The sequence below is a fragment of the Streptomyces cyaneochromogenes genome, from assembly GCF_003963535.1.
GTDB lineage: Bacteria > Actinomycetota > Actinomycetes > Streptomycetales > Streptomycetaceae > Streptomyces > Streptomyces shaanxiensis.
The window spans coordinates 1305695-1331096 of sequence record NZ_CP034539.1 but is presented as its reverse complement, the minus strand read 5'-3'; the positions used below and the strand labels follow the sequence as shown (position 1 = coordinate 1331096).

At 70.8% G+C, this 25402-nt stretch carries 22 protein-coding genes and 1 pseudogene; 15 read left to right on the top strand and 8 right to left on the bottom strand.

The features are described from left to right. The first annotated feature begins 85 nt into the window (after nucleotides 1-85). From EJ357_RS05710 to EJ357_RS49135, 7 genes are all read left to right on the top strand, one after another. The gene (locus EJ357_RS05710) at nucleotides 86-562 is read left to right on the top strand and encodes a YfbM family protein (RefSeq protein ID WP_126389239.1); all 477 of its coding nucleotides are present in this window, start codon (nucleotides 86-88) and stop codon (nucleotides 560-562) included. Between the two features lie 39 nt (nucleotides 563-601). Next, nucleotides 602-1327 carry an ankyrin repeat domain-containing protein gene (locus EJ357_RS05705; protein WP_126389237.1) on the top strand — a complete coding sequence of 242 codons (726 nt, stop codon included), beginning with the start codon at nucleotides 602-604 and terminating at the stop codon, nucleotides 1325-1327. Between the two features lie 222 nt (nucleotides 1328-1549). After that, nucleotides 1550-2947, top strand: a complete 1398-nt coding sequence (locus tag EJ357_RS05700) for an FAD-binding oxidoreductase (RefSeq protein WP_175647316.1) — start codon at nucleotides 1550-1552, stop codon at nucleotides 2945-2947. Between the two features lie 125 nt (nucleotides 2948-3072). Next, nucleotides 3073-4539 (top strand): cytochrome P450, encoded by a 1467-nt coding sequence (locus EJ357_RS05695; RefSeq protein ID WP_126389235.1) that lies wholly within the window; start codon nucleotides 3073-3075, stop codon nucleotides 4537-4539. Nucleotides 4540-4729: 190 nt separating this feature from the next. Beyond that, complete coding sequence (locus EJ357_RS05690; protein ID WP_126399224.1) at nucleotides 4730-6208, top strand: MFS transporter; 1479 nt, start codon at nucleotides 4730-4732, stop codon at nucleotides 6206-6208. Between the two features lie 54 nt (nucleotides 6209-6262). After that, nucleotides 6263-7456 (top strand): esterase-like activity of phytase family protein, encoded by a 1194-nt coding sequence (locus tag EJ357_RS05685; protein ID WP_228472982.1) that lies wholly within the window; start codon nucleotides 6263-6265, stop codon nucleotides 7454-7456. Between the two features lie 40 nt (nucleotides 7457-7496). Continuing rightward, nucleotides 7497-7949: a hypothetical protein gene (locus tag EJ357_RS49135; RefSeq protein ID WP_228472980.1), complete on the top strand. Its 453-nt coding sequence runs from the start codon at nucleotides 7497-7499 to the stop codon at nucleotides 7947-7949. Nucleotides 7950-7978: 29 nt separating this feature from the next. Here the strand turns inward: EJ357_RS49135 and EJ357_RS49130 are convergent. Beyond that, nucleotides 7979-8293 (bottom strand): annotated as a pseudogene (locus EJ357_RS49130) (SGNH/GDSL hydrolase family protein); the annotation flags it as partial. 257 nt (nucleotides 8294-8550) lie between these two features. Here EJ357_RS49130 and tgmA point away from each other — a divergent pair. Both tgmA and tgmB read left to right on the top strand, forming a co-directional pair. Beyond that, nucleotides 8551-8742, top strand: coding sequence for a putative ATP-grasp-modified RiPP (gene tgmA, locus EJ357_RS05675; protein WP_126389233.1), 192 nt, complete (start codon nucleotides 8551-8553; stop codon nucleotides 8740-8742). A 15-nt stretch (nucleotides 8743-8757) separates the two neighbouring features. Next, on the top strand, nucleotides 8758-9714 hold the full coding sequence (tgmB, locus tag EJ357_RS05670) for an ATP-grasp ribosomal peptide maturase (RefSeq protein WP_126389231.1): 957 nt from the start codon (nucleotides 8758-8760) through the stop codon (nucleotides 9712-9714). 37 nt (nucleotides 9715-9751) lie between these two features. On the opposite strand, the gene EJ357_RS05665 is transcribed toward tgmB, so the two are convergent. From EJ357_RS05665 to EJ357_RS05650, 4 genes are read right to left on the bottom strand one after another with little or no spacing between them, the layout of a single operon-like run. Next, nucleotides 9752-10618: a sugar phosphate isomerase/epimerase family protein gene (locus EJ357_RS05665; protein ID WP_126389229.1), complete on the bottom strand. Its 867-nt coding sequence runs from the start codon at nucleotides 10616-10618 to the stop codon at nucleotides 9752-9754. Next, nucleotides 10615-11631, bottom strand: coding sequence for a Gfo/Idh/MocA family oxidoreductase (locus EJ357_RS05660; RefSeq protein WP_126389227.1), 1017 nt, complete (start codon nucleotides 11629-11631; stop codon nucleotides 10615-10617). The genes EJ357_RS05665 and EJ357_RS05660 overlap by 4 nt, the downstream gene beginning before the upstream one ends. A 49-nt stretch (nucleotides 11632-11680) precedes the next feature. Then, entirely contained in the window at nucleotides 11681-13105 is a 1425-nt protein-coding gene (locus EJ357_RS05655; protein WP_126389225.1) for a sugar porter family MFS transporter, read from the bottom strand. A gap of 11 nt (nucleotides 13106-13116) precedes the next feature. Beyond that, nucleotides 13117-14076: a TIM barrel protein gene (locus EJ357_RS05650; protein WP_126389223.1), complete on the bottom strand. Its 960-nt coding sequence runs from the start codon at nucleotides 14074-14076 to the stop codon at nucleotides 13117-13119. Between the two features lie 223 nt (nucleotides 14077-14299). Between EJ357_RS05650 and EJ357_RS05645 the strand changes: the two genes are divergently transcribed. Then, nucleotides 14300-15301, top strand: coding sequence for a LacI family DNA-binding transcriptional regulator (locus tag EJ357_RS05645; protein WP_126399220.1), 1002 nt, complete (start codon nucleotides 14300-14302; stop codon nucleotides 15299-15301). An 87-nt stretch (nucleotides 15302-15388) separates the two neighbouring features. Here EJ357_RS05645 and EJ357_RS05640 read toward each other — a convergent pair whose 3' ends face one another. From EJ357_RS05640 to EJ357_RS05630, 3 genes are all read right to left on the bottom strand, one after another. Further along, nucleotides 15389-16393, bottom strand: coding sequence for a sugar ABC transporter substrate-binding protein (locus EJ357_RS05640; RefSeq protein ID WP_126389221.1), 1005 nt, complete (start codon nucleotides 16391-16393; stop codon nucleotides 15389-15391). A gap of 335 nt (nucleotides 16394-16728) precedes the next feature. Beyond that, nucleotides 16729-18195: an NlpC/P60 family protein gene (locus EJ357_RS50165; protein ID WP_267132843.1), complete on the bottom strand. Its 1467-nt coding sequence runs from the start codon at nucleotides 18193-18195 to the stop codon at nucleotides 16729-16731. A gap of 405 nt (nucleotides 18196-18600) precedes the next feature. After that, nucleotides 18601-19659, bottom strand: coding sequence for an NAD-dependent epimerase/dehydratase family protein (locus tag EJ357_RS05630; RefSeq protein WP_126389219.1), 1059 nt, complete (start codon nucleotides 19657-19659; stop codon nucleotides 18601-18603). Between the two features lie 731 nt (nucleotides 19660-20390). On the opposite strand from EJ357_RS05630, the gene EJ357_RS05625 reads away from it, so the two are divergent. The 5 genes from EJ357_RS05625 to EJ357_RS05605 are packed head-to-tail and all read left to right on the top strand — an operon-like array spanning nucleotide 20391 to nucleotide 25385. Continuing rightward, nucleotides 20391-22256 carry a phage tail sheath subtilisin-like domain-containing protein gene (locus EJ357_RS05625; protein ID WP_126389218.1) on the top strand — a complete coding sequence of 622 codons (1866 nt, stop codon included), beginning with the start codon at nucleotides 20391-20393 and terminating at the stop codon, nucleotides 22254-22256. Between the two features lie 33 nt (nucleotides 22257-22289). Next, a complete protein-coding gene (locus tag EJ357_RS05620; protein ID WP_004003113.1) occupies nucleotides 22290-22814 on the top strand; it encodes a phage tail protein in 525 nt (174 codons plus the stop codon). A 26-nt stretch (nucleotides 22815-22840) separates the two neighbouring features. Then, nucleotides 22841-23614, top strand: coding sequence for a T4 family baseplate hub assembly chaperone (locus tag EJ357_RS05615; protein ID WP_126389216.1), 774 nt, complete (start codon nucleotides 22841-22843; stop codon nucleotides 23612-23614). Next, nucleotides 23607-24353, top strand: a complete 747-nt coding sequence (locus EJ357_RS05610; protein WP_126389214.1) for a hypothetical protein — start codon at nucleotides 23607-23609, stop codon at nucleotides 24351-24353. The genes EJ357_RS05615 and EJ357_RS05610 overlap by 8 nt, the downstream gene beginning before the upstream one ends. A 33-nt stretch (nucleotides 24354-24386) precedes the next feature. Continuing rightward, entirely contained in the window at nucleotides 24387-25385 is a 999-nt protein-coding gene (locus EJ357_RS05605; RefSeq protein ID WP_126389212.1) for a DUF4255 domain-containing protein, read from the top strand. Nucleotides 25386-25402 lie beyond the last annotated feature (17 nt).

The following is a 25402-nucleotide window of genomic DNA, read 5'->3' as shown; positions in this document are numbered from 1 at the left end:
GGTTGTCAGTGCCCTGTGGAACACTCGCCTGCGTCGGTTCGATCAAGGGGTCGAACGACCGAATCGCCAAGGGGGACTGCCTGTTATGGGCATGTACATTTCGTTCGTCGGCGCCACCACGGAGGAGCTCGACAGGGCGGAGAAGGACCCGAGTTGGGCCGATGAGTTCGTCTACGAGCTCTACGACAACGAGGACGACCCGCTGCCGGGCCGCCCCGACGTCGGCCTGGACAAGAAGTGGGCCGGCCTGCAGTTCCTGCTCGACGAGACCGACGTGCACCTCGAGTTCTTGATGGACGGGTTCCCGATATTGGAGGACGGCACGCTGTTCGGGTACTCCGCGGACGAGGTCAAGACCGTGGCACGGCAGCTGAGGGCCACCCCGTGGGAGCAGGTCGCGGCACATTACGACGCGGAGGAGATGACCAAGGAGGACGTGTACCCCCGGATCTGGGACGACGACGGCGGGGAATGGCTCGAGGACGCCTACGAGGAACTGGTCGAGTTCTTCGGCAAGGCCGCCGATCGCGGCCTCGGGGCGTTCATGACCTTCAGCTTCTGAGGAATCCGGCGACTTTCAGGGAACCCGGGAGGTCTTCCCATGCTGATCGACACGACTGATCCACTGGGCCGCGCCGCCGTCGAGGCGATCCGGACCGGTGACGTGAACGCGTTGCAGGACCTGCTGACCGCACATCGAGGGCTGGCCAGGGCCCGGCTGGGCAACATGAAGACCGCCCGGACCCTGCTGCACGTCGCCACCGACTGGCCCGGCCACCTGCCGAACGGCCCCCGGACGGTGGCCGCGCTGGTCGCCGCGGGCGCGGACGTGGACGCCCGGTTCACCGGGGCGCACCGCGAGACCCCGCTGCACTGGGCGGCCAGTTGCGACGACGTGCCCGTGCTGGACGCGCTGCTCGACCTGGGCGCCGACATCGAGGCCGAGGGCGCGGTCATCGGCAACGGCACGCCGCTCGCGGACGCGGTGGCCTTCGGGCAGTGGAACTGCGCCCGTCGACTGGTGGAGCGCGGTGCGCGCACCACCTTGTGGCAGGCCGCGGCTCTCGGCGAGGCCGACCGTGTTGCCGCGCGCTGGACGTCCGAGTCCGCCTCGCCCACCGAGCAGGAGATCACCGAGGCCCTCTGGTGCGCCTGCCACGGCGGGCAGCGGCAGACGGCCGACTACCTGCTGCGACGGGGCGGTGACAGCAACTGGATCGGATACGACGGCCTGACCGCCCTCGACGCCGCGCACCGCTCCGGCCACGACACGCTGGTCACCTGGCTGCGCGAGCAGGGGGCGAAGTCCGCCGAGGAGTTGGCCTGACGGCCGCCATGCCCATCGCCGACGTGCGACCGTCCATGGAGAGGTGAAGACTGGGACACGGCGGGGCCGCTGCGCCTTGCCGACATCGACATGAGGTGCGAACGGATCCGCGCACCACGCCCCCGCAGCCCGCCCGGACGTCGGGCGCCGCCATCCGTCCGCGGTTCACCGTCTTCGCACGGACGTCTTCACACAGACGTCCTCACCAAGAGGGGTCCGGTCATGGGCGGCATCAACGGAACGGCACTGGAGGTCTTGCGCGAGGGACTGCGGGGGCCTGTCATCACCCCGCGGGACCCGGGCTACGACGAGGCCCGCAGCATCTACAACGCCATGATCGACCGGCGTCCGGCTGCCATCGCACAGTGCGTGGACGTGGCGGACGTGCGGGCCGTGCTCTCCTTCGCCAGGGACACCGGAGCGGAACTCGCGGTGCGCGGCGGGGGCCACAGCGGACCGGGTCTGTGCCTGGTCGACGACGCGCTCGTCCTCGACCTGTCGACGATGCGCGGGGTGCGGGTGGACCCGGGCGCGAGGATCGCGCAGGTGGCCGGCGGCGCGCAGCTGGGCGACCTCGACCACGCGGCCCACACGTTCGGCCTGGGCGTGCCGGCCGGCATCATCTCGATGACGGGCGTGGGCGGCCTCACCCTCGGCGGCGGCCACGGTCACCTGACCCGCAAGTACGGCCTGACCGTCGACAGCCTGCTGTCCGCCGATGTCGTCCTCGCCGACGGCACCTTCGTCACCGCGTCCGAGGAGGAGCACCCCGATCTGTTCTGGGCGCTGCGGGGCGGCGGCGGGAACTTCGGCGTCGTCACCTCGTTCACCTTCCGGCTGCACCCCGTGGGCACGGTCGGTGTCGCGGTGACGGTGTGGCCGGTCGACCGCACTCCGGAAGTGCTGCGCTGGTACCGGGAGTTCCTGCCTGCCGCACCGCAGGACCTCAACGGCTTCTTCACCCTCTTCACCATCCCGCCCGGGCCGCCGTTCCCCGAGCCGATCCACGGGCAGAAGATGTGCGGCGTCGTCTGGTGCTACACCGGTGACCTGGAGGGCGACCGCCTGGAACAGGCGTTGGCCACGGTGGACGAACCGGCCCCGCCCGCCTTCCACTTCAGCACGCCCATGCCCTACCCCGCCCTGCAGGGCATGTTCGACGAGCTGATCCCCAAGGGCTACCAGTGGTACTGGCGTGGCGACTTCTTCGACGAGATCTCCGACGCCTCGATCGAGGTGCACCACAAGTACGGCGACAACCTCCCCACCGAGCTGTCCCTGATGCACTTGTATCCCGTGGACGCGCAGGCCCACGAAGTCCGCTCCGACGACACGGCCTGGGCCTACCGGGACGCCGTGTATTCCGGAGTGATCGCCGGCGTCGACCCGGACCCCGCCAACGCCGGGCTGATCCGGCAGTGGTGCGTCGACTACTGGAGCGACCTGCATCCGTACTCCATGGGCGGCTCCTACATCAACTTCATCGGCGAAGGGGAGAGCCCGGACCGCGTCCGCGCCACCTACCGCGGCCACTACGACCGACTGGCCGCGACGAAGCGCACATACGACCCGGACAACTTCTTCCACGCCAACCAGAACATCCCGCCGACGGCAGGCTGACCGCGGTCGACCTTCGCCGTACCCGTCGTTCACCCCGCGGACCCCCTGGGGTAGGGTCGCGGGCGTTGTCGGCTACTCACTGGTAGTGCGCCGGTGCGGGGAGTGTCGAAGGGGGCGGCAGACAGATGGAGTCCCAGGTGGGCGGGAGCGGATCCGTGGGCGCCGACGGCACCGGACTGGAGGAGTTGACTCCCCAGCCGTTACTGACCCGCGACTACGAGACACGCCCCTCGCTCGTGTACGAGCGGCTCAGACAGCAGCACGGCCCCGTCGCCCCCGTCGATCTGCTGGGCGTGCCCGCCTGGCTGGTGCTCGGCTACCGGGAGGCGCTGCGGGTACTCCAGGACGACGACGGCTGGCCGAAGGGACTGGAGAACTGGCGGGCCCGCACGGCGGGCGAAGTACCCGCCGACTGGCCGCTCGGGCCGTCCCTGGAGGTCAACCACGTACTGATCCAGGGCGGTCCCGGATACAAGCCGCTCAGGACGGCGTGGGACGCGGCGCTCAAGCCGTTCCAGGATCCCGCGCACCCCCAGGCGAAGCGGCTGAAGGCGGCCGTCACCGCCTACGCCGACGAACTGATCACCCTCGTCGGGCAGGGCGGCGGCACCGGCGTGGCCGACCTGTCCGCGCAGTTCTCCCGCCCGCTGCCGCTGATGGTGGCCAGCCACCTCCTCGGCTTCCCCGGCTCCCAGGGCGACGACGCGCTGATGGACATGTGGCGGGTCCTGGACGCCGGGCCCGACGCCGAGCCCGCCCTGGAGCGGCTGCTGGCCACGCTCGCCGAACTGGCGGCCGTGAAGCTGAAGGAGCCGGGCGACGACTTCCCCTCCCACCTGCTGGCCGCGCATCCCGATCTCTCCCTCGACGAACTGGCCCGTGAGCTGTTCATGCTGCTCGGCATGACGTCCGACCACGTCGGCATCCTGATGTCCAACACCGTGGTCGAGGTCATCTCCGGTGACGGCGACGGCGGCGTACGCGCCAGCCTGTCCGCCGGGATGATCCGGGAGACCATGAACCGGGTGGTCATGCGCAAGCCGCCGCTGGTGAACTTCGTCCCGCGCTTCGCCGCCGAGGACACGCCGCTCGGCAACTACACGATCAGGGCCGGAGACCCGGTGTGGGTCTCCTCCGCCGCCGCGCACGCCGACCCGCTCTTCGCCGACCACGTGGCGCCGAGCAGCACCATCAGCACCCGGGCCCACCTGTCCTGGGGCGCGGGCGCCCGCCAGTGCCCGGCGCGCGAGCTCGCCTCCACGGTCGCGGCGGTCGGCGTGGGCCGGCTCTTCGAGCGGTTCTCCCATCTCGACCTCGCGCTCCCGGCCGACCAACTGCCCTGGCGCTCCTCGCCGTTCATGCGCGGCCTGCGCTCACTGCCCGTCCGCTACGAACTCGCCCCCATGCCGGGGCGTCCCGCGGCGGCCGAGCGGTCACCGGCACCGCGGCCGGCGTCGGCACAGCTGACGGCAGCGGACACCGCGGCCCGGCCGGCACCGGAGCCGACCGTCCCGGTGCTGCCGGACCAGGCCACCCGGCAGCGCTCGTCACTGTGGCGCTATCTCACCGGGCTGATCCGCGCCGGACGCTGACCAGCGGCGCCGCAGCCGCCCGGTGATCGACTGGAGGGCCGTCCGGTTGCGGCGTACGGTCGAATGGTGTGCGGGAACCAGCACCGACCACCCGCCGCACTGGCGCGATGCCATGAGCAACCCGGAGCAGACCCCCGACGCACGGACCACCCCGCAGGAGACGGAGCGAGGTGATGGCCGTGGCAGCGGTATGGCGTTGCTGGTCATCGCATCCTGTCAGCTGATGGTGGTGCTCGACATCACCATCGTGAACATCGCCCTGCCGGACATCCAGCGCTCGCTCGGCTTCTCCACGACCAGCCTGTCCTGGGTGATCAACGCCTACACGCTGACCTTCGGCGGACTGCTGCTGCTCGGCGGCAGGATGGGCGACATCCTCGGCAGACGGCGCGTGTTCGTCTTCGGCGTCCTGCTCTTCGTCTTCGCCTCACTGCTCGGCGGACTCTCCCAGAACGAGTGGCAACTCCTCGCCGCCCGTGCCCTCCAGGGCGTCGGCGGCGCCATCGCCTCCCCGACCTCCCTGGCCCTGATCAGTACGACCTTCCGTGAAGGGCCCGAACGCAACCGGGCGTTCGGCGTCTTCGCCGCGGTCTCGGCGGGCGGTGGCGCGATCGGGCTGCTGATGGGCGGCATCCTGGTCGAGTGGCTCAACTGGCGCTGGGTGCTGTTCGTCAACGTGCCCATCGGGCTGCTCATCGTGCTCGCCACGCCGCGCTGGATCCGGGAGTCCGAGCGCCACCCCGGCCACTTCGACCTGACCGGCGCCCTGACCTCCACCATCGGCATGGTGCTGCTGGTGTACGGGTTCATCCGGGCCGCGCAGGACGGCTGGCGGGACCCGCTCACGCTGGCCGCGTTCGGGGCGGCCGTCGTCTTCCTGCTGCTGTTCGTCCTGGTCGAGTCGCGCTCCCGGCAGCCCATCACACCCCTGCACATGTTCGCGGACCGCAACCGCGCGGGCACCTACGGCATGATGCTGAGCCTCGCCGCCGCGATCTTCGGCATGTTCTTCTTCCTCACCCTCTTCGTGCAGAACGTGCTGGACTTCAGCCCGCTCCAGGCCGGGCTCGCCTTCCTCCCGGTGAGCGCCGTCATCGCGATCGGCGCAGGGCTCGCATCCCAACTCCTGCCGAGGTACGGGCCCAAACCCTTCATGGTGACGGGCGCGATCCTGGCCGCCGCGGGCCTCGCCTGGCTGACCCTGACCGACATCGACTCCACCTACCTGGGCAGCATCCTCGGCCCGATGCTCGTCTTCAGCCTCGGCATGGGCATGGAGTTCGTGTCCCTGACCCTGATGGCGCTGTCCAACGTGGCCGTCCATGAGACGGGCGCCGCCTCCGGACTCCTCAACGCCACCCAGCAGGTCGGCGGCTCCCTCGGACTGTCCATCCTGGTCACGGTGTTCGGCACCGCCAGCAACAACGAGGCCGACAAACAGATCCCGGCCTTCCTGTCCCAGGCGACCCCGCTGGAGCGGCTGCGCTTCGAGCGCACCGGACAGCTGCCGGCGCAGTACGCCGACGAGATCCTCACCGCCGGAGTCTCCGCCGCCTTCATCATGGCCGCGATCTTCACCGCGATCGCCGCGGTGATCGCCCTCCTCGTCATCCAGGTCCGGTCCTCCGACCTGGAACGCCTGCAGGGTGGAGGAATGCCGGTGCCGTGAGGTGTTCCCCTGTCGTTGGGACCCCCGTCACCGCATGCTCTTACTGTGCGCGCCATGAGAAGAACCTCGATCATGGTCAGTGCCGCGCTGCTGACCCTCTCCCTCGCGTCGCCCGCGGTGGCCGACCGGGGCGCACCGGACTTCGGCCGCGCCACGCTGACCGGCTTCGCGTCCCTGCCGGCCGAGACGTTCGTGCCGGGCAGCGAGCCGTCCGGCTCAGCCATCGGGGCGGGCCCCTTCAACGGCATAGCGGCGCCCTTCGCCCACCAGCCCGTCCAGGGCTTCAGCGGTGTGGTGAACCGGCGCGACGGCACCTTCGACGTGCTGTCGGACAACGGGTACGGCACCAAGGCCAACAGCGCCGACTTCCTGCTCCGCGTCCACCGCATCGAGCCGGACCCGCGGACCGGGAAGGTCACCGTGCTCGGCGGGTTCAACCTGAGCGATCCCGACCGCCACGTTCCGTTCCCCCTCACGCGGGCCGACCGGGTGCTCACCGGTGCCGACTTCGACGTCGAGTCGATCGTGCGGATGCCGGACGGCACGTACTGGTCGGGCGACGAGTTCGGCCCCTGGCTGCTGCACTTCTCCGCCAAGGGCCGCCTCCTGGAGGCACCGGTCGCGCTCGACGGGGTGAAGGCACCGGAGAACCCCTACCTGAACGGCGCCCAGCCGAACATCGGCAGCAGCAAGGGCTTCGAGGGCCTGGTCCGCTCCGTGGACGGCTGCCGCCTCTACCCGCTCCTCGAAGGCACGGTGACCGGCGACACGCCCGGCGACCTGCGGTTCAGCGAGTTCGATCTGCGCAAGCGCGCCTACACCGGGAAGCGCTTCGTCTACCGCCTGGAGTCGACCTCGAACGCGATCGGCGACGCCATCGCCGTCGACCGCCACCGCTTCCTGGTCATCGAGCGCGACGGCGGACAGGGCGACACCGCCAAGTTCAAGCGCGTCTACCTGGCCGACACCCGGGACCGCGACGGCGACGGCCTGATGGACAAGACCCTGGTCGCCGACCTGCTGGACATCGCCAACCCCAAGAGGCTCGGCGGCTTCGGGGAGACGTTCCGGTTCCCGTTCCAGACGATCGAGGACGTCAACCTCGTCGACGACCGGACGCTGGCGGTCCTGAACGACAACAACTTCCCCTTCTCGTCCGGCCGTACGCCGGGCAAGGCGGACGACAACGAGTTCATCACCATCCGCCTCTCGGCCCCGCTGCACGCGGACTGGCGAGCCTTCCGCTGACCACGGGTCACGCGCGAAGGGCGGGTCCTATGATCGGCCCGTGGACACAGCCGACCTGGACGCCCAGCGCTTGCCCATCGCCCTGTGGAGTGCCGCGGGGCGGCTCAGGACAATGGCGTACGACCTGTTCCTGGAGCACCAACCGGCGATCACCTGGCGGCAGTTCGCGTCGTACGGCGCGACGCCGGGGATGCAGGTCCTGGGGGTGACCCTCGATCTGCGGGACGGCCGCGAGATGACGTGCGGCCTGACCGTACGCATGTCACCGGAGGCCTTCTCGGTCGAGGCGGACATCGGTGTCGACGATCCGCACAGCGCTGAGAGCGCTGATGACGACGAGAACGGCGGGTACCGCTACCTGCTGGAGATACCGGAGACACCCGCCGACTCGCTCGACGGGTGTCTCCGGCTGATCGACGACCAGGTGGACCAACTGAGCGAGGCGGCACCGCACTTGCTCCGCCGGCTGCGATCGGCCGCCTCGAAGGGATGACCAGGCAGCCGGCCGCGGAAGGTCTCCAGCGCGAAGATCCAGGCCCGGGGACAGGCGGCCCGGACCTTGCGCAGCAGGCTGGAGTACGCCGACTGGAACCGGGTGGAGCTGACGCCGTGGCCCACGTCGTTGGTGCCCAGGTTGATGACGACGGCGTCGCCTGGTAGCGGGAGAAGTCCCGGTCGGGCGTGGGCGAGTTGGGGTTGAGCCTGCCGAACTGCTGCTCCAGGCCCACGCGTACGGGGTGTAGAGGGTGCTGGAGCTGCGGGTGTCCCAGCGGCCGACGAACTTGATGTCCGGGTCGCCGGGCTGCCCGGGAGCGGCGTCCTTTGCGGACGCCTCATTGGGAGCGCTCCCATGAAGAACTGCCTTTTGAGAGAAGCAATGAAACGGTTCAGCGTCAAGGACTCCTGTGCCGGCAGGCAACTTCGGTGACAGATGTGGCATCTCATTCGATGAGCTATTCGCGGGGAAGACGCGTGCGACCCGTGCGGTTGATGTGACGACCTTCACCCCGATGTGGCGGTAAGTAGTGAATTCCTTACGCAAGGAACGCGTAAGTGACGGCAAGGTAATCAGGAACGAGACCCGGAGGTTTCGAGTGCGACCGTTCACCCTCAACTACACGTCTCCCAGGGGCCTTTCCGACGCCGTGACGCCGTATCACTTCGACCCGGCCCGCCAGCTGAACGTCCTGCCCGACGGTCGCCTCGCCGTCAGCGACCCGGACCTTCTGCTCGCCGTCGGCACCACGACGTCCACTGCCGGATCCGCGACCCACTTCGACGACTGACGACCCGGACCGCGCATGACGGTACTGATCCTCACGTCCGAGGAGGACGTGACGGCCGACATGGTGGTGGCCAGGCTGCACGCGGCGGGGACGCCCGTGCTGCGGCTGGACCCCGCCGACCTGCCCGGCAAGGCCGTGCTGTCCGCCGACTACGCGCACGGCGACTTCGACGGCCACCTGTCGGTCAACGGCCATGTGCTCAGCATGGGTGGGCTGCGCTCCATCTGGGTGCGCAGGCCCGGCGAACCGGCCGCGCACGCCGCGCAGCCCTCGCCCTGGCTGACCGCCGAGACCCGGCAGGCGCTGTACGGCATGCTCCACTCCGCCGCCGCACGGTGGATGAACCATCCGCGCAACGCCGACCAAGCCCGCCTGAAGCCCTGGCAGTTGAGAGTCGCCCACCTCAGCGGCTTCGCCGTGCCGCCGACCGTCTTCACCACGGCACCTCGGCTGGCGAGGGAGTTCGCCGAGGAGTACGGGGAGGTGGTGGTGAAGTCGGCCTCAGGGCCGCCGCCCGGTGACCCCGTGCTGGATCTGCCCACCACCCTCGTCGGCCCCGAAGCCGACTTCTCGGCCGTCGCGGCCGGGCCCGCGCTGCTCCAGCGGTACGTCCCCAAGCGGGCCGACATCCGCCTGACCTGCGTCGGCACCCGTCTCTTCGCCGCACGCAAGAACGCCGAACCCGGCCAGATCGACGGCCGTTACGGCGACACCGGGCACGCCTGGAAGCCGGTCCCGGTCCCTGAGCGCATCGGCAAGTCGGTGCAGGAGTACGTCAGTCTGGCCGGACTGGCGTACGCGGCCTTCGACTTCGCCGAGGACGAGGACGGCATCTGGTGGTTCCTGGAGTGCAACCAGGGCGGCCAGTTCGGCTTCGTGGAGCTGGAGACCGGGCAGCCCATCGCGGAGGCGGTCGCCCTGTGGCTGGCACAGCGCAGGGCGGACCGCCGCCGTCCCGAGAGCTACGGGTGAGCTCGCGAATCGGGCGGCCCGCCCACCTGAGTACCGCCTACGCGGGCAGCTCCTTGCGGATGCGGTCCAGCATGAACGCGGAGGACTCCTCGGCCCGCTCCTCCCAGGCGAAGACGCAGGCCGTGGCCACGCCGTCGAAGTTCAGCTCGCGCAGCGTGCCGAAGAAGGCGTCCCAGTCGACCTCGCCCTGCCCGATGTCCAGGTGCTGGTGGATACGGGCCGGGGTGCCGGGCGGGTTGAGGATGTAGCGCAGGCCGGACGAACCCTTGTGGTTGAAGGAGTCCGCGATGTGCACGTGCTGGAGCTTGTCTCCGGCGTAGCGCATCATCGCCGCGATGTCCGCCGTCGGGTCGGCGCCGGACAGGTGGAAGGAGTGCGGCGCGCAGTAGAGGTAGTTCACCCACGGCCTGTTGATCGCGCGGACCAGGTCGACGGCGGGGGTGTTCTCCTCGCAGAAGTCGTCCGGGTGCGCCTCCAGGTTGAGCGCGATGCCCTCGCGCTCGAACAGCGGGAGCAGCTCCTCCAGCGAGCGCCAGAAGGCCGCCTCGCTCTCGGCGGCGCGCTCGGGGCGGCCGTTGAACTCCGAGTTCATCAGCGGACATTCCAGGTCGGCGGTGATCTCGATCATCCGCTTCCAGTAGCGGACGGCCGCCTGCCGCTCCGTCTCGTCCGGCGAGGACCACTTGTACAGCGGCAGCACGGAGGACAGCCGGACGCCGTGCGTGCGCAGGGAGTTCTTGAGCTCGGCGATCCGCTCGTCGTCGGCGCGAGGGTGCCGGAAGAACGGCATGAAGTCGTCGCGGGGCGACAACTCGATGTACTCGTAGCCGAGTTCGGCGACCGTGCGCACCATCTCGTCGATGGGCAGCGCTCGGAGCATGTACGGGTCGAGGGCGATCTTCACGCGGCGCCTCCGTAGAAGGCGGGACGGGGCTTGAGGTCGGTGGCGACGACGCGGCCCGACTCCAGGGCCTCGACGGTCGCGGCGGTGATGACGGTGGCGGCGTAGCCGTCCCACGCCGAGGGCCCGGTGGGCTCGTCGCCGACGGCGATGCCGGCGATCCACTCGCGGAACTCGGTGTCGAAGGCGTCCCGGAAGCGGCCCACCCAGTCGGTGAGCACCTCGGTGCTGTGCTGACCGGCGGTGCGCACCTCGACCGCGGCGGGGTCGGGCAGCCGGACGAGGCCCTCCTCGCCGACCGCCTCGCACTGGATGTCGTAGCCGTACTGGCAGTTGACGAAGACCTCCAGGTCGATGCGGATGCCCTTGGCGGTCTCGAAGAGCATGATCTGAGGGTCCTTCAGGTGCGCGAACCGCTTGCTGGTGGCGCGCGGGGTGACCACCTGGGTGGAGACGATCTCGTCGTCCAGCAGCCAGCGCAGCACGTCGACCTCGTGGACCGCCGTGTCCAGGGCGGCCATGGGGGAGGTGTACGACTGCGGGACGGTCGGGTTGCGGTGGGCGCAGTGCACGATCAGCGGCTCGCCGATCCGGCCGGAGTCGATGACCCGCTTCATCTGCCGGTAGCCGGCGTCGTAGCGGCGCATGAAGCCGACCTGGACCAGCCGGCGGCCGTGGGCGGCCTCGGCCTCGACGATCCTCAGGCAGTCCTCGGCGCTGGTGGCGAGGGGCTTCTCGCAGAACACCGGCTTCCCGGCGGCGATCGCGTTCAGCACGTGCTCGGCGTGGGTCGGGCCCCAGGACGTCACGAGGACGGCGTCGACGTCGTCCGCCGCGACCACGGCCGCACCGTCGGGCAGCACGCGTGCGCCGACCGGCGCCGCCGCCTCCCGCGCGCGGGCGGCGTCGATGTCGGTGACCGCGGTGACCCGGGCGCCGGTGATGGTGCCGGTCAGGCGCCGGATGTGCTCCTTGCCGATCCAGCCGGCGCCGATGACGCCTACTCGCACAGTCATGGGGGTGGTCCTTTCTGCGGCCCCCGGCCGGACCGGGGACAGGGGGGAATCAGGAGAAGCGCGCCCGGAGTTCGGCTTCGAGGGTTTCCAGCGAGCGGCCCTTCGTCTCGGGGACGTAGCGCTTGACGAAGGCGAGCGAGAAGACACCCGCCACCACGAACAGGAAGAAGGTGTTGGAGATCCCGATGCCGGAGACCAGCGACGGGAAGACCAGTCCGATCACGAAGTTGGTCAGCCACAGCACCACGGCCGCGACGCCCATGCCGAAGCCGCGCATCCGCATCGGGAAGATCTCCGACAGCATCAGCCAGGTCACCGGCGAGATCGCGCCCTGCTGGAAGGCGAGGAAGGTGACGGTCATGGCGAGCACGGCGTAGGCACGGCCGTCACCGGACGGCAGCACCAGTGAGAAGACGCCGATCAGCAACAGCGCGGCGGTGGTGCCCATCTGGCCGGTCATCAGCATCGGGCGGCGGTTGACCCGGCCGAGCAGCCAGATGCCGACGAAGGTGGCCAGCACCGAGATCACGCCGTTGGCGATGTTCGCCGTCAGCGCGCTGTCCGAGGCGAAGCCGGCGTCGGTGAGGATCCGGGTGCCGTAGTACATGATCGTGTTGACGCCGGTGATCTGCTGCACGACGGCGATGCCGAAGCCGATGAACATCAGCTTGCGGATCCACGGCGTGGCCTTCATGTCCTGCCGGCCGCCGAGCTTCTCCTGCTCCTCCTTGACGGCGAGCGCGGACACCTCGGCGAGCTCGGCCTCGGCACGCTGCCGGGACCTTACCTGCTTGAGCACGTCCAGGGCCTCGTTGAAGCGGGTCTGCGAGGCGAGCCAGCGCGGGCTCTCCGGCATGACGAGCATCCCGAACCACAGCACCACGGCCGGGAGGGTGGCGATCACCAGCATCCAGCGCCACACCCCGCCGGACTCCCCGCCCACCCGGGCGATGATCGCGTTGGAGGTGAACGCCAGCAACTGGCCGCTGACGATCATCAGTTCGTTACGGGTGACCAGTGCGCCGCGTCGCTCGGCGGGCGAGACCTCCGCCAGGTAGACCGGCACGGTCACCGAGGCACCGCCCACCGCGAGGCCGAGCACGAACCGGGCGACCACCATGACGGCCGTCGTCGGCGCGAGTGTGCAGCCGAGCGCGCCGACGAAGAACAGCACCGCGAGGGCGAGGATCGTACGGCGCCGTCCGCGCGCGTCCGACGATCGACCGCCGACGACGGCACCGAGGGCCGCGCCCAGCAGCAGCGAGCTGGTGACCATGCCCTCCGTGACGGCGGTCAGGCCGAGGTCGTCGGTCATGTAGGGCAGGGCGCCGTTGATGACGCCGGTGTCGTAGCCGAAGAGCAGTCCGCCGAACGTGGCGATGACCGTGATGAGCCGCAGCCTGCGGGACACCGCGGGCGGGGCGTCGTCCGTGCCGGTGGTGGGGGCCTGTGTCGCGTCGTCCCTGACGTCCATGTGCCGCCTCCTCACCGCTCGGGGGTCGTGAGGCTCGGACGGCGGGTCCCGGTCAGGCCGCAGCCGGCCAGGTGCTCACGGGTGCCGACCGCGATGGGCAGCGGCACCTCGGGCGCGCACGGGTACAGGTCCTGCTCGACGATGACGAACAACTCGGCGTCGAGCCGGGCGAGTTCGGCGACGACGTCGGCGGGCTTGGGCACCCCGGCGGGCGGGGAGACGCACACACCGCGCTTGACGGCCTCGCCGAAGGAGAGGTCCTCGGCGGCCACCTGGGCGAGGATCTCGGGGTCCATCTGCTTGATGTGGACGTACCCGTCGCGCTCGCCGAACCGGCGGATCAGGTCCAGGTTGTCGCCGCCGCCGTAGGCGACGTGGCCGGTGTCCAGGCAGAGGTTGGTCCAGCGGGAGTCGGACTCGTTCAGCAGCCGCTCGATCTCCGGCTGGGTCTGGATGTGGCTGTCGGCGTGGGGATGGACGACCAGCCGTACGTCGTACTCGTCCAGGAGCAGCCTGCCGAGCCGGTCGGCGGCCGTGCCGAAGCCCGCCCACTGCTCGGCGGTCAGCTCGGGGGACTCGGTGAACGCGCCGGTCCTCTCGTCCCGGTACATGGGCGGGATGAGGACGAGGTGGTGTGCGCCCGCGGCGGCGGTCAGGGTGGCGACCTGGCGGACGTGGGCGAGCATCCCGTCCCAGGCCTCGGGGCGGTGCAGCGCGCCGAACGCGGTGCCGCCGGAGACCTTGAGACCGCGCACGGCGAGTTCCTCGGCGAGGACGGCCGGGTCGGTGGGGAGGTAGCCGTACGGGCCGAGTTCCAGCCATGTGTACCCGGCCGCGGCGAGCTCGTCGAGGAAGCGGGTGCAGGGGACCTGCTGGTCGTCCTCGGGGAACCAGACGCCCCAGGAGTCGGGGGCCGAGCCCAGGCAGAGATTGCCCGCGGTGGTGCGGAGCGAGGTTGGCGCCGTTGCCATGACGGGTCCTTCGGGGAGGGGACGGAAGTCAGTGGACGATGGTGCTGTCGCGCTCTACTAGAGCGCTCTAGTCCAAGTACGATGACCCTGGTCCAAATGTCATGTCAATAGCTTGTTGCCGGGAGATCGCGAGACCCGGCCGCGGATTTCGCGACCCGGCTAAGGTGAGCGACGGCGAAGGGTGGGTGCACAGGTGGACGGTTCGGGCAGGCAGCGGCCCACGATGGCGGATGTCGCCGAGAGGGCGGGTGTGTCCCGGGCGCTCGTCTCGATCGTCTTCCGCAACCAGCCGGGAGCGAGCCAGGAGACCCGTGAGCGGGTCCTGCGCGTCGCCGACGAGATCGGCTACCGGCCCGACAGCGCGGCCCGGCTGCTCGCGCGCGGCCGCAGCCGCACGCTCGGCGTGATGTTCATCGTGCATCAGATCTTCCACACCGACCTCATCGAAGGCATCTATCCGGAGGCCGAACGGCTCGGCTACGACGTCCTGCTCTCCGGCACCACTCCGGGCCGCGGTGAGGCCAAGGCGATCGAGGCGCTGCTCAGTCACCGCTGCGAGGGGCTGATCCTGCTCGCCCCCGACGCCGACCCGGCCTACCTCGACGAACTCGGCCACCGCGCCGCGACCGTCTCGGTCGCCCGCCGCGCCCCGGGCGCCCATGTGGACTTCGTGCACAGCGCCGAGGCCAAGGGCGTACGGCAGGCCATGGACCACCTCGTGGAGCTGGGCCACCGCCGTATCGCGCACATCGACGGCGGGCGCGGCCCCGGCTCGGCCGAGCGGCGGCGCGCGTACCGGGCCGCGATGCGCCGGCACGGTCTGGAGTCAGAGGCGCGAGTGATCCCCGGCGCCCACACCGAGGAGTCGGGCATCGAGACGGGGCTGCTGCTCCTCGCCGAGCGCGACCGTGGACAGCCCCTGCCCACCGCCGTCCTCGCGGGCAACGACCGGTGCGCCATGGGCCTGTTGATGTCCCTGACCCGTGCGGGCGTCGAGGTCCCGCGCGACCTGTCGGTCGTCGGCTACGACGACAGCCACCTCTCCCACCTGATGCCGATCGGCCTGACGACGGTCCGTCAGGACGCGCCGCTGATGGCCGAGAACGCGGTGCGGTTCGCCGTGGAGCGGCTGGAGAACCGGGAACTGGAGCCGCGCGAGGCCGTGTTGGACCCGAAGCTCGTCGTCCGGGGCACGAGCGGGCCGGCCCCGAAGGAGCCGGCCTGAGAGCCTGTGCACAGGCCCTGGGAGAGCAGGGAGGCGGAGTCGGCCGTGCCCCGTCGCGGTCACGGCCGGCCCCGCCCGTTCTCGGGGTTACCGCGTTCCCTTGGCGGCGAACTCGGCGACCGCGTCGACGTTGTCGTCGGTGATGAAGGCGGGTCCGGTCAGGACCGGCGCCGTGCCACCGCCGCTGAAGTTGCCGTTGGTCCTGTACAGCCACAGCGAGTCGACGGAGAGGTAGCCCTGCAGATAGGGCTGCTGGTCGACGGCGAACTCGACCTTGCCGTCCTGGACGGCGGTGACGAGTTCCTTGTTGAGATCGAAGGTGGCGATCTTGGCCTTGCTCCCGGCGTCGGACACCGACTGCACGGCGGTCAGGGCGAAGGGTGCGCCGAGGGTGACGACCTGGTCGATCGAGGAGTCCTGCTGGAGCTTGGCGGTGATCGTCGACTTCACGGACGGCATGTCGGTGCCGTTGACGTAGAGGGTGTCGGTGGTGCCCTTGAAGCCCTTCTTCAGACCGGCGCAGCGGGCCTCCAGGGCGACGTGGCCCTGTTCCTGGATGACGCACAGGGCGTGCTTGGCGCCGCTCTCGTTCAGCCGCTCGCCGAAGGCCTGGCCGGCGATGTTCTCGTCCTGCCCGAAGTACTCGAGCATGCCGAGGTCCTTCCAGTTGTCCAGGCCCGAGTTGAAGCCGACGACCGGGATGCCGGCGGCGGTGGCCTTGGCGACCACGGCCTTCATGGCGCTCGGCTTGGCCGCGGTCAGCGCGATGCCGTCGACCTTCTGGTCGATGGCGTTCTGCACCAGGTTGGCCTGGGTGCCCGCGCTCGGGTCGCTGGAGTAGACGAGCTTGATGTTGTCCTTGGCCGCGGCGGCCTCGGCGCCCTTGCGGATCAGGTCCCAGAAGGTGTCGCCGGGGGCGGCGTGAGTGATCATGGCCACGGTCATCCGCGGCGTGGTGGCCTTGCCCGCCGAGGCGTCCGCGGCGCCTTCCTCGGAGTCCTTGCCGCCGGAGCTGCTGGAGCAGCCCGCGGCGAACAGGACGCCGGCCACGGCGGTGGCGGTCAGAGCGGCGGCTCGGTGGTGTCTGCGCATGTCCCATGCACCTCGCTGTGCTGATCAGGGCGGGTTTCAGGTGGGGGGAGAGTCACGGGTCGCCGCCCGTCGGATACGGCTGGAGCGCGTTACTAGCGCGCTCTAGTGGCACGTACTATGCGGTCGTCCGGAGGTGGGTGTCAATGGGATTGTCAGGACGTATCGACAAAGCGGAGGTGGAGGGGTGTCGCGATGGGTGGCGCTGTGGGCGTGGCGATCGGCGTCGGGATCGGCGTCGCGGCCGGCTTCAGCGGCGGGGAAACGCGAAGCCGCCCCGCCTCACGGAGGCGGGGCGGCGGACGACCGACGCTTCGGGAAGGGCGCGTTCCGGCTGGTCAGGCCGGGCGTATCACGCTGTGGATCGCCGACTCACCGGCGTAGTCGATCGGCTCCTCGCGTATGACCCGTCCCGGACCGGGGGCGTGGATCATCAAGCCGTTTCCGGAGTAGATGCCGACGTGGCCGACGTGGAAGAGGACCAGGTCGCCGGGCTCGGCATAGGTGAGGGCGATGCCGCGGCCGGCGGTCGCCTGCTCCTGCGGGGTGCGGGGGAGCGTGATGCCGGCGGCCCTCCAGGCGGCCTGGGCGAGGCCCCCGCCGTCGTACGCGTCCGGGCCTGTCGTCCCCCACACGCAGGGCTTGCCGATCTGGGCGCGGGCGAAGTCCAGTGCCCGCATGGCTCGGGTGTCCTGGGAGGCGGTGGCGGTGATGGTGGGGAGGGTGGTGCTCGTGTCGAAGGACTGACTGGTGGTGTAGGCCTGGCCGGTGTCGAGGGCCTGACCGGTGTAGGCCTGGCCGGCGGTGTAGGTCTGGCCGGTGTCCAGGACCTGACTCGTGGCGGTGCTCCGGTCGGTGGTGGCGACGGAAGTGGTGTAGGCAGGCTGAACTGCCACGCCGGACCAGGCCGTTGTGCCCGCCGGGACCGGGGTCAGGTCGGATGCGCCGAGGTCCTGCAGGGCCTGCCACTGTGTCTCGGCCGAGGGCTGGACCGGAGCCTGTGGGGCGCTCCAGGTGTCGGCGGCCGGGGCCTGGCCCAACGGGGTCTCGAGGGGAGTGAGTTCCATGCTCTGCCGCACCGTGTACGCGGACAGCAGCTCGCGGGCGCGGTCCAGCTTGCGCTGGTTCTGCTCCTTGGTCGTCCGGAGGGGGGCCCGCTGAGGGTCGGCCGTCGGGGCGGGCAGGGCAGGCAGCGCCTCGGGGGCGGGAGGCAGGGCGGCGATCGGGTCGGCGGTCAGCTCCGCCATGGGTGCCGTTGCGGCCCCGGCTGCCGGGAGCTCGGCGACGGGTGCGGCCGGTAGCGCGGCGACCGGTGCGGCGGGCAGCTCCAGGGCGGCACGCCCGGACGCTTCCCGTCCCCGGTCGGTGAGGCCCTCCAGCGCGCGCTCCGCCGAGCGGGCGGGCCGTGCCCCGGTGGGACGGTTCGGCATTCTGTCTCTCGGCAGCGTGGCCGGGACGGTCGGACCCACCTTCGAGCGGGCGGCGTCGAACCACTGCCGGGTGACATCGTCGAGTGCGGGGTCGCTGCGCCTGCTCTCCTCGCTGCGGCCCTTGCCGGCCCCGCCGGCGGGCCTGCGTCCGGCGTCCGTGGGCCGGTCGGCGCGCTTGCGCGGTCCCGTCGCCGCGGCGCGGGTGGCGTTGAAGGTGCCCGTGTCGGACTCGGCCTGGTCGTACAGGGAGCTGACCCGTCGGCTGACCTCCTCGCGGCTCGGGACCTCGTCCCCTGCGGAGGGGGCGGCGTTGGCCGTCTGGGCGAGCAGGGCCACAGAGGTGAGAGCCGCCGACGCGAGTGCGGAATTGCGCATGCCGGGGAGGCTCAAAGCCCCCGGACGCGCGGTGCGTTCCGGCGCCATGGGCGACGTACTCCTTCCGTAGTCCGCCTACCGGGTCAGCGGTGGGGGTCCCCCCAGGCCGTTCAGGCTCTGGGGGAGGGTTCGGGCGATCGGTTCCGGAAGGTGTGCCCTACGGCCCTTGCCCCGAAAGGCGGTTGGGCCGATTCACCCCGAGTTCGGTTGGGTCCCCGGCTCCGGTTCGCCCTTGCGGGTGCACCGGACTCAGCGGAGGCCGTACGTCCCGACGTGTTCGCCGGAGGTCGTCGTGCGGCCTAGGCGTAACCTAGCCAACTTGTGTGACTCGCGTGAAGGTTGACGTGTGAAATGTCCGATACGTTTTTGTGACCTTCGACGCTCGGAGCGGGTAGGCGGCCGGATTCACTTCGCGGCGCGTTGGCTCCGCCACGCCGCGTAATGATCGAGGACCGTCTGCTCGATCGGACGGTAGCTGATGCCGAGTTCGCTCACGCTCCGGCTGTTGTCCACCCGGAAGCGGATGCCGAGGTGTCCCCGGATGTAGTCCTGGGTCAGCCCGAAGGCCGGGCCCAGGACGCGTACCGGCCAGTGCGGGAGCGCGGTGCGCGGGAGGCGGACGTCGCGGGGACGGCGGGTCCGCAGGATGCGGGCCATGTCGTGGAAGGACGTCATGGTCGGGGCGGCGAGGATGTAACGGCCCTTCGCGTCCGGGTTCTCCGCGGCCGCGATGTGCGCGTCGGCCACCTCGCGGACGTCCACCGTGGTGAAGCTGAAGTCCGGGGCGCCGTAGAAGAAGTAGCCCTTGAACAGCTCCTCCAGCAGGAAGAGACTGCCGGACTCCGAGGCGGGGGTGAGGGAAGGGCCGAGGATCAGGCCGGGGTTGACCGTCACCAGCCGCCATCGGCCCTGGGCGGCCTCGGCGTCCCAGGCCGCGCGCTCCGCGACCGTCTTGGCGTAGTGGTAGGGGTTGTTCTCCACCGTGCTGGTCGTGTTGAAGTACCGCTCCGACAGCACGGCGTCGTCCATGTCCAGGACGTCCGCGTAGGCGCCGAAGATCGCGCCCACGGTGGAGGTGAGGACGAGCCTGTCGACCGTGGGCGTCCGCTCGACGGCCGCCAGCACATTGCGCGTGCCGAGCAGGGCCGGATCGACCATGTCCCGGCGGCCGTCCTTGATCTTCTCCGGCATGCGGAACGGCGAGGCCACATGGAACACGACCCGGCAGCCGCTCATCGCCTCGTCGAAGGAGCCCTCCGTGAGCAAGTCCGCCTCGAACAGGGACAGTCGGCCGGGGTACGCCTCCTGCATCTCCCGCAGCGGGCGCACCTTCGCCGGGTCGGCGATGCTCCGCACGGTGCTGTGGACCTCGTACCCACGCTCCAGAAGCCGCTTGACCAGATGGCTGCCGACGAACCCGCTGCCACCGGTGACCAACACGGTCCTCGACCCGACTGCGCCCACCGTCACTCCTTCTCCCGCGCGGAAGCCGGTCGATCACGGTAGCGGCGCCATCTGTGCACGGCCATGCCTTCAAGGCGAAGCCTTTCTGCACAGGCGGAGCCCTAGCACAGAGGTCCGCGACCTTGCCGACCTCGACGGACCCCTTCCCCTCCTCGGCGAAGTCCTGCCGGGCCGGGTTGATCATGCGTATGTCCAGACATGACGCCGAGATTTCACCGGTCCCATCAGGGCGGTTGTGGAGGGGCGAGTTCGCGTCACCCCCGGAAAACCAGCCACGGGATGTTGTGTACGACTCGGGGAGGCGTACGGACGTGCGACCAGTCGAACGGTGGGGATGGAGGCCCTTTCGGGGACGCGGGGACCCGCTCGGCGCTCCGTGGCGACCCCTTGCGTGCGGAATCTGTGAACCACCTGGCCGGGGCGCGCCGGTGACATGTGTGGATGCCGCGAGGGGGCCTTCACCAAACCCCCTCCGGGGGTGGCCTGAAGGCGCCTTGTTCGGTCAACTTCGAACACGTGAAGGTGTGTTGAGCACTTGAGCATCAGGAGTCACAAGCGCGTTGCTTGAGCCGTGCGGTCGATCGCCCACGGTGATGACGGGGGAAACTGGTGCGGTGCACGTCTCGACGTCGCTCGTGTGAGTGGCGTTTTCGTGCCCCGGTCGGGAATGCCTCCCTCTGCCATCTCTTGGTGCCTTTGTCCGGTGCCCGAGACAGGGAGTAGGAGGGGGAATGCCGATGAGCGCGGTCAGCGCCGCCAAGCCGACGTATCCCGGCGTCTACGTAGAGGAACTTCCCAGCAGTACCCGCACCATCTCGACCCTGACCACGTCCGTGACGGCCTTTGTGGGCCACACCCGGCGGGGTCCGCTCAACGAGCCGGTACGCGTCACCAGCTTCGCGGAGTTCGAGCGCCGCTTCGGTGGGCTGAGCGCCCAGAGCGCCGTCGGCTACGCCGTCCACCAGTTCTTCGGCAACGGCGGAACCGTCGCGGTCATCGTCCGCGTCGCCAAGGCCGGCAGCGGCAAGGCCGCCTGCGTCACCCTCAAGTCCACCGAGGGTCACAGCGAGGGCTCGGTCCTCGAAGTGCACGCCAAGGAGCCCGGCCTCTGGGGCAACGGCCTGCGTGTCGCCGTCGACCACGACACACCGTGCCCCGACGAGACGTTCAACCTGCGCGTCTACGACGCCAAGGGCGACGCCCGGGAGAGCTTCACCGGCCTGTCCATGGACTCCTCGCACGGCCGCTACGCGCAGACCGTGATCAACGCGGGCTCCAAGCTGATCCGCGTCGAGGTCGTCGGCGAGGGCCGTCCCGACCCGTCCGGCACCGTCTCCAAGCCGTTCGGCGACGAACTGCCCAACCTGGAAGTCGACCTGACCGTCAAGATCGGTGACGTGGAGCGCGAGTTCAAGCTCTACGACCCCGACTGCGACGGCGAAGCGCCGTGCAGTGTCGCCGAGCTGGCACTGCTCCTGGAGCGCAAGCTGCGCGCCCTGCCCGACGCGCCCGGCAAGCACGCCTTCGCCGGCGCCGAGGTCACCGCCTTCGGCCGCCGTATCCAGGTCGTCGCCGGTTCCACCGACCCCGAGGACATCGTCCGCTTCCTCGGCGAGTGCGCCAACGACCTCGGTCTCGAGGCCTCCGTGAACCCGCCGGTCTTCCCGCTGGAGGGCGGCGAGGACGGCGAGGCACCCGGACCGCGCGACCTCATCGGCAGCGAGGGTGACAAGAGCGGCATCCAGGCGCTGCGCGGCGTGGCCGACGTCAACCTGCTGGCGCTGCCCGAGCTCGCGGCGTACGAGAAGACCGAGGACGCCCTCACCGTCATCTCGGCCGCCCAGCGGCTGTGTGCCGAGCGACGGATCTTCCTGCTGGTCGACGCGCCGAGCACCTGGGTCAGCGTCGACACCGCACGCGCCGGGCTCGCCGCCTTCGACGCCGTGCGCGGCAACCACGCGGGCCTGTACTTCCCGCACCTGCAGCTCACCGACCCGCTCACGGGCCGGCTGCGCTCCTTCCCGCCCTCCGGCGCGGTCGCCGGCGTCATCGCCCGCACCGACTCCGAGCGCGGCGTGTGGAAGGCCCCGGCCGGCACCGAGGCGCGGCTCGCGGGCGTGCACTCGCTCACGGTCAACCTCACCGACCGGGAGACCGGCCTGCTGAACCCGCTCGGCGTCAACGTCCTGCGTACCTTCCCGGTGACCGGCCCCGTGGTCTGGGGCGCGCGCACGCTGGAGGGCTCGGACGCGCTCGACAGCGAGTGGAAGTACGTGCCGGTGCGCCGCCTCGCGCTGCACGTGGAGGAGAGCCTCCAGCGGGGCCTGCAGTGGGTGGTGTTCGAGCCCAACGACGAGAACCTGTGGCAGCAGATCCGGCTCGCCGCCTCCTCGTACCTGCACACCCTCTTCCGCCAGGGCGCCTTCAAGGGCGGCACCCCGCGCGAGGCGTACTTCGTCAAGTGCGACAGCGACACGACGACCGCCGAGGACATCGAGAACGGCATCGTCAACGTCCTCGTCGGCATCGCACCGGTCCGGCCGGCGGAGTTCGTGATCGTCAAAATCCAGCAGACGTCCGGGCAGTTCGCGCTCTAGGCGCCGGGAATCGTGGAGAACTGAAGGAATCCGATGGCTGAGTTCACGGTCAACGCGCATCGCTTCGACCCCTACAAGAACTTCAAGTTCCTGGTCCTGTGGGACGGTCGTACGGTCGCCGGCATCAGCAAGATCAGTCCGCTCAAGCGGACGACGGAGGTCGTCAAGCACCGCCACGGCGGCGACCCCTCCTCCCCGCGCAAGTCGCCGGGCCGCTCCGAGTTCGAGGGCATCACCCTGGAGCGCGGGGTCACCCACGACCCCGAGTTCGACCGCTGGGCCAACAAGGTCTGGCAGGTCGGCGCGGGCCTCGGCTCCGAGGTGTCCCTCGCCGACTTCCGCAAGGACATAGTGATCCAGGTCCTCAACGAGGCCGGACAGGTCGCCGTCTCGCACAAGCTCTACCGGACCTGGCCGAGCGAGTACCAGGTCCTCGGTGAGCTGGACGCCAACGCCAACGCGGTGGCCATCCAGTCGCTGAAGCTCGAGTGCGAGGGCTGGGAGCGGGACTACGAGGTGCCCGAGCCGGAGGAGCCGTCGTTCCTCAACCCAGCTTGACCAGCGGGTAGTTGAGGGGGGACGAGATGGCGAACACGGGGGCGGCCGAGTTGCTGGCCACCTGGGAGGCGGGCCTCGCCGAGGCACCGACGGGGCGCGCCCTGCTGCTGCACCGAGCGGCCCGCCCGGACGTCGGGGCCGCGAGCCTGCCGGTGCTGCCGGTGGGGGAGCGCGAGGCCGACCTCTTCGCTCTGCGCCGCGCCCTGTTCGGGGAGCGGATGCAGGTGCGGCTGGGCTGCTCGGCGTGCGGGGAGGACATGGAGTTCGACCTGGACGCCGGGGAGTTCGCGCGTTCGCTGGGCCACGGTGGTTCGGTCGGCGGGGGCGACTCGTCCGCCGGACCCGATCCGTCCGCCGGGGCCGTCGTGCGGGTCCGACAGGACGGCTGGGACGTCGCGTTCCGGCTGCCCGGCGTCGCCGACCTGACGGCGGCGGCCCGGGCGGCGGACCCGCGCGCGGCCCTGCTCGCCCGGTGCGTCGTCTCGGCGACGCGCGACGGGGCTGCCGTGGCGGCCGGTGACCTGCCCGTCCCGGTGCAGCGCCGGATCGCCGAGGCCGTGGAGGCCGCCGACCCGGGGGCCGACGTCACGCTCAACGTCGGCTGCCCCGAGTGCGGTGCGGCCACCCGGGCCGAACTCGACATCGCCTCCTACCTGTGGACCGAACTGGACGCCTGGGCCCGGGACCTGCTGCTCGACGTCCATCTGCTCGCCACCTCGTACGGCTGGAGCGAGCCGGAGATCCTGGCGCTCAGCCCGCTGCGGCGCCGTTACTACCTGGAGCTGTGTGCGGATGTCTGACGCCGAAGGGGCGCCGGTTCCCGACTTCCTCGACCGGCTGATCGCCCGGCACGCGCCGGCCGCCGCCGGACCGCGCCCGGGCGTGTCGCGGGTACGTCCCCGGCTGCCCGGCCCGTTCGAACGGGTGGAGGCGGTACGGGCCACGGCACCGCAACCGGACGACGGGACCGACCTGTTGTGGCCCTCCACCACGCCGTCGAAGGTACGGCCGGTGGAGGCGCCGCGCCCGGGTCCGCACGCCGTCCGGCCGCACGCCGAACGGGAGCGGACGGTCGTACGCACCGAACGCGCCCCCGCCGACCCGGCACCTCAGCCCGCCCCGAGGGCCCTTCCCGAGGCGCCGCTGCTGCGCCCCGTCGCGCCGGTCGCGACGGGCCCGCGCCCGACGCCCGACGCCGCGCACCGGGCCGTGGGCCGCGGGCGCCAGGAGCGGGACTCCACCCAGAGCGCGGCGGCCGTGCCCATCCCCCCGGGCCGGGACGCCGCTTCGCCCGCCGCCGTGTCCACCCCCCTGCGGCCCAGCGCCGCGGACACGGCGGCGGCACGGGACGCCGTACGGCAGGCCGCGGCCCGGCGGCCCGGGAAGGCGCCCGAGCAGGTGGTTCAGGTGCAGATCGGGCGGCTGGAGGTGACGGCCGGACCGTCGCCGAGCGGCGGCGGGCGGCAGCGGACGCCCGCGACGGGACGTAACGGGGCGACCTTGAGCCTGGCCGACTACCTGGCGCGGGGACGGGAGTGACATGACAGACCGAGGAACCGAGGAACCGACGCCATGAGCAACGCACTCGCCATCGCGCATGTCACCCAGGCCCTCGCCCTGTTGCTCGAGAACAACGTGGGCCCGGAGTTCGGCGAGGCCGTCAAGGTCGAACCGCGCAAGCCGCCCGCGGAGGCGCCGGACCACCCCACCATCAACGTGTTCCTGTACCAGGTCACGCCCAACACGTCGATGCGCAACAACGACCTGCCCACCAGGGCGGCCGACGGCACGCTGGTCAAGCGGCCGGCCGCCGCGCTGGACCTGCACTACCTGATCAGCGCCTACGGCGACGAGACGGAACTGGTCGGGCAGCGGCTGATCGGTTCGGTCGTGCGCACCCTGCACGAGATCCCGATCCTGCCGAAGGACGTCATCGAACAGGCCGGTGAGCGGCCGTACCTGGCGGGCAGCGACCTCGCGGAGGCGGCACAGCGGGTGCGGTTCTCGCCGACCGTGATGGACGTCGACGAGACGTCGAAGCTGTGGGGGATGCTCTACCAGACGCCGTACTCGCTGTCGGTGGTCTACCAGGCGTCCCTGATCTTCATCGACGGGCGCGAGACACCCGTGCCGGGCAAGCCGGTGGAGCGGCCCGAGGTACGGGTTCTGCCGTTCGGAGCGCCGGGGGCGCCGGTGCCGCCGGTGATCGGTGACGGGGCGTCAACCGGAAGGTCCGGCGGTGACGTCGAGGCATCCGGCCGGTCGGGTGGTGATGTCGACTCGGCCGGCAGGTCCGGCGGTGATGTCGAGGTCGCCGACGGCGCCGACAAGTCCGAGGCACCCGCGAAGTCCGCCGCCAGGACACCGGCGAAGGTCCCGGCCAAGGCGCCGGTGAAGACGGCCGCCAAGAGCGCCGCCGCGAAGGCCCCCGGCAAGACCGCCGCCAAGACGCCCGTGAAGGCTCCGGCACGTGGCCGCAAGGGGGCGCAGCCGGGCGGGCCGTCGAAGACAGGAGGCGGGGCGCCCGGTAGCGGCGACGCGGACGGCGGGTCCGACGGCGCGGAGAGCTGACAGGACATGGGAACGAC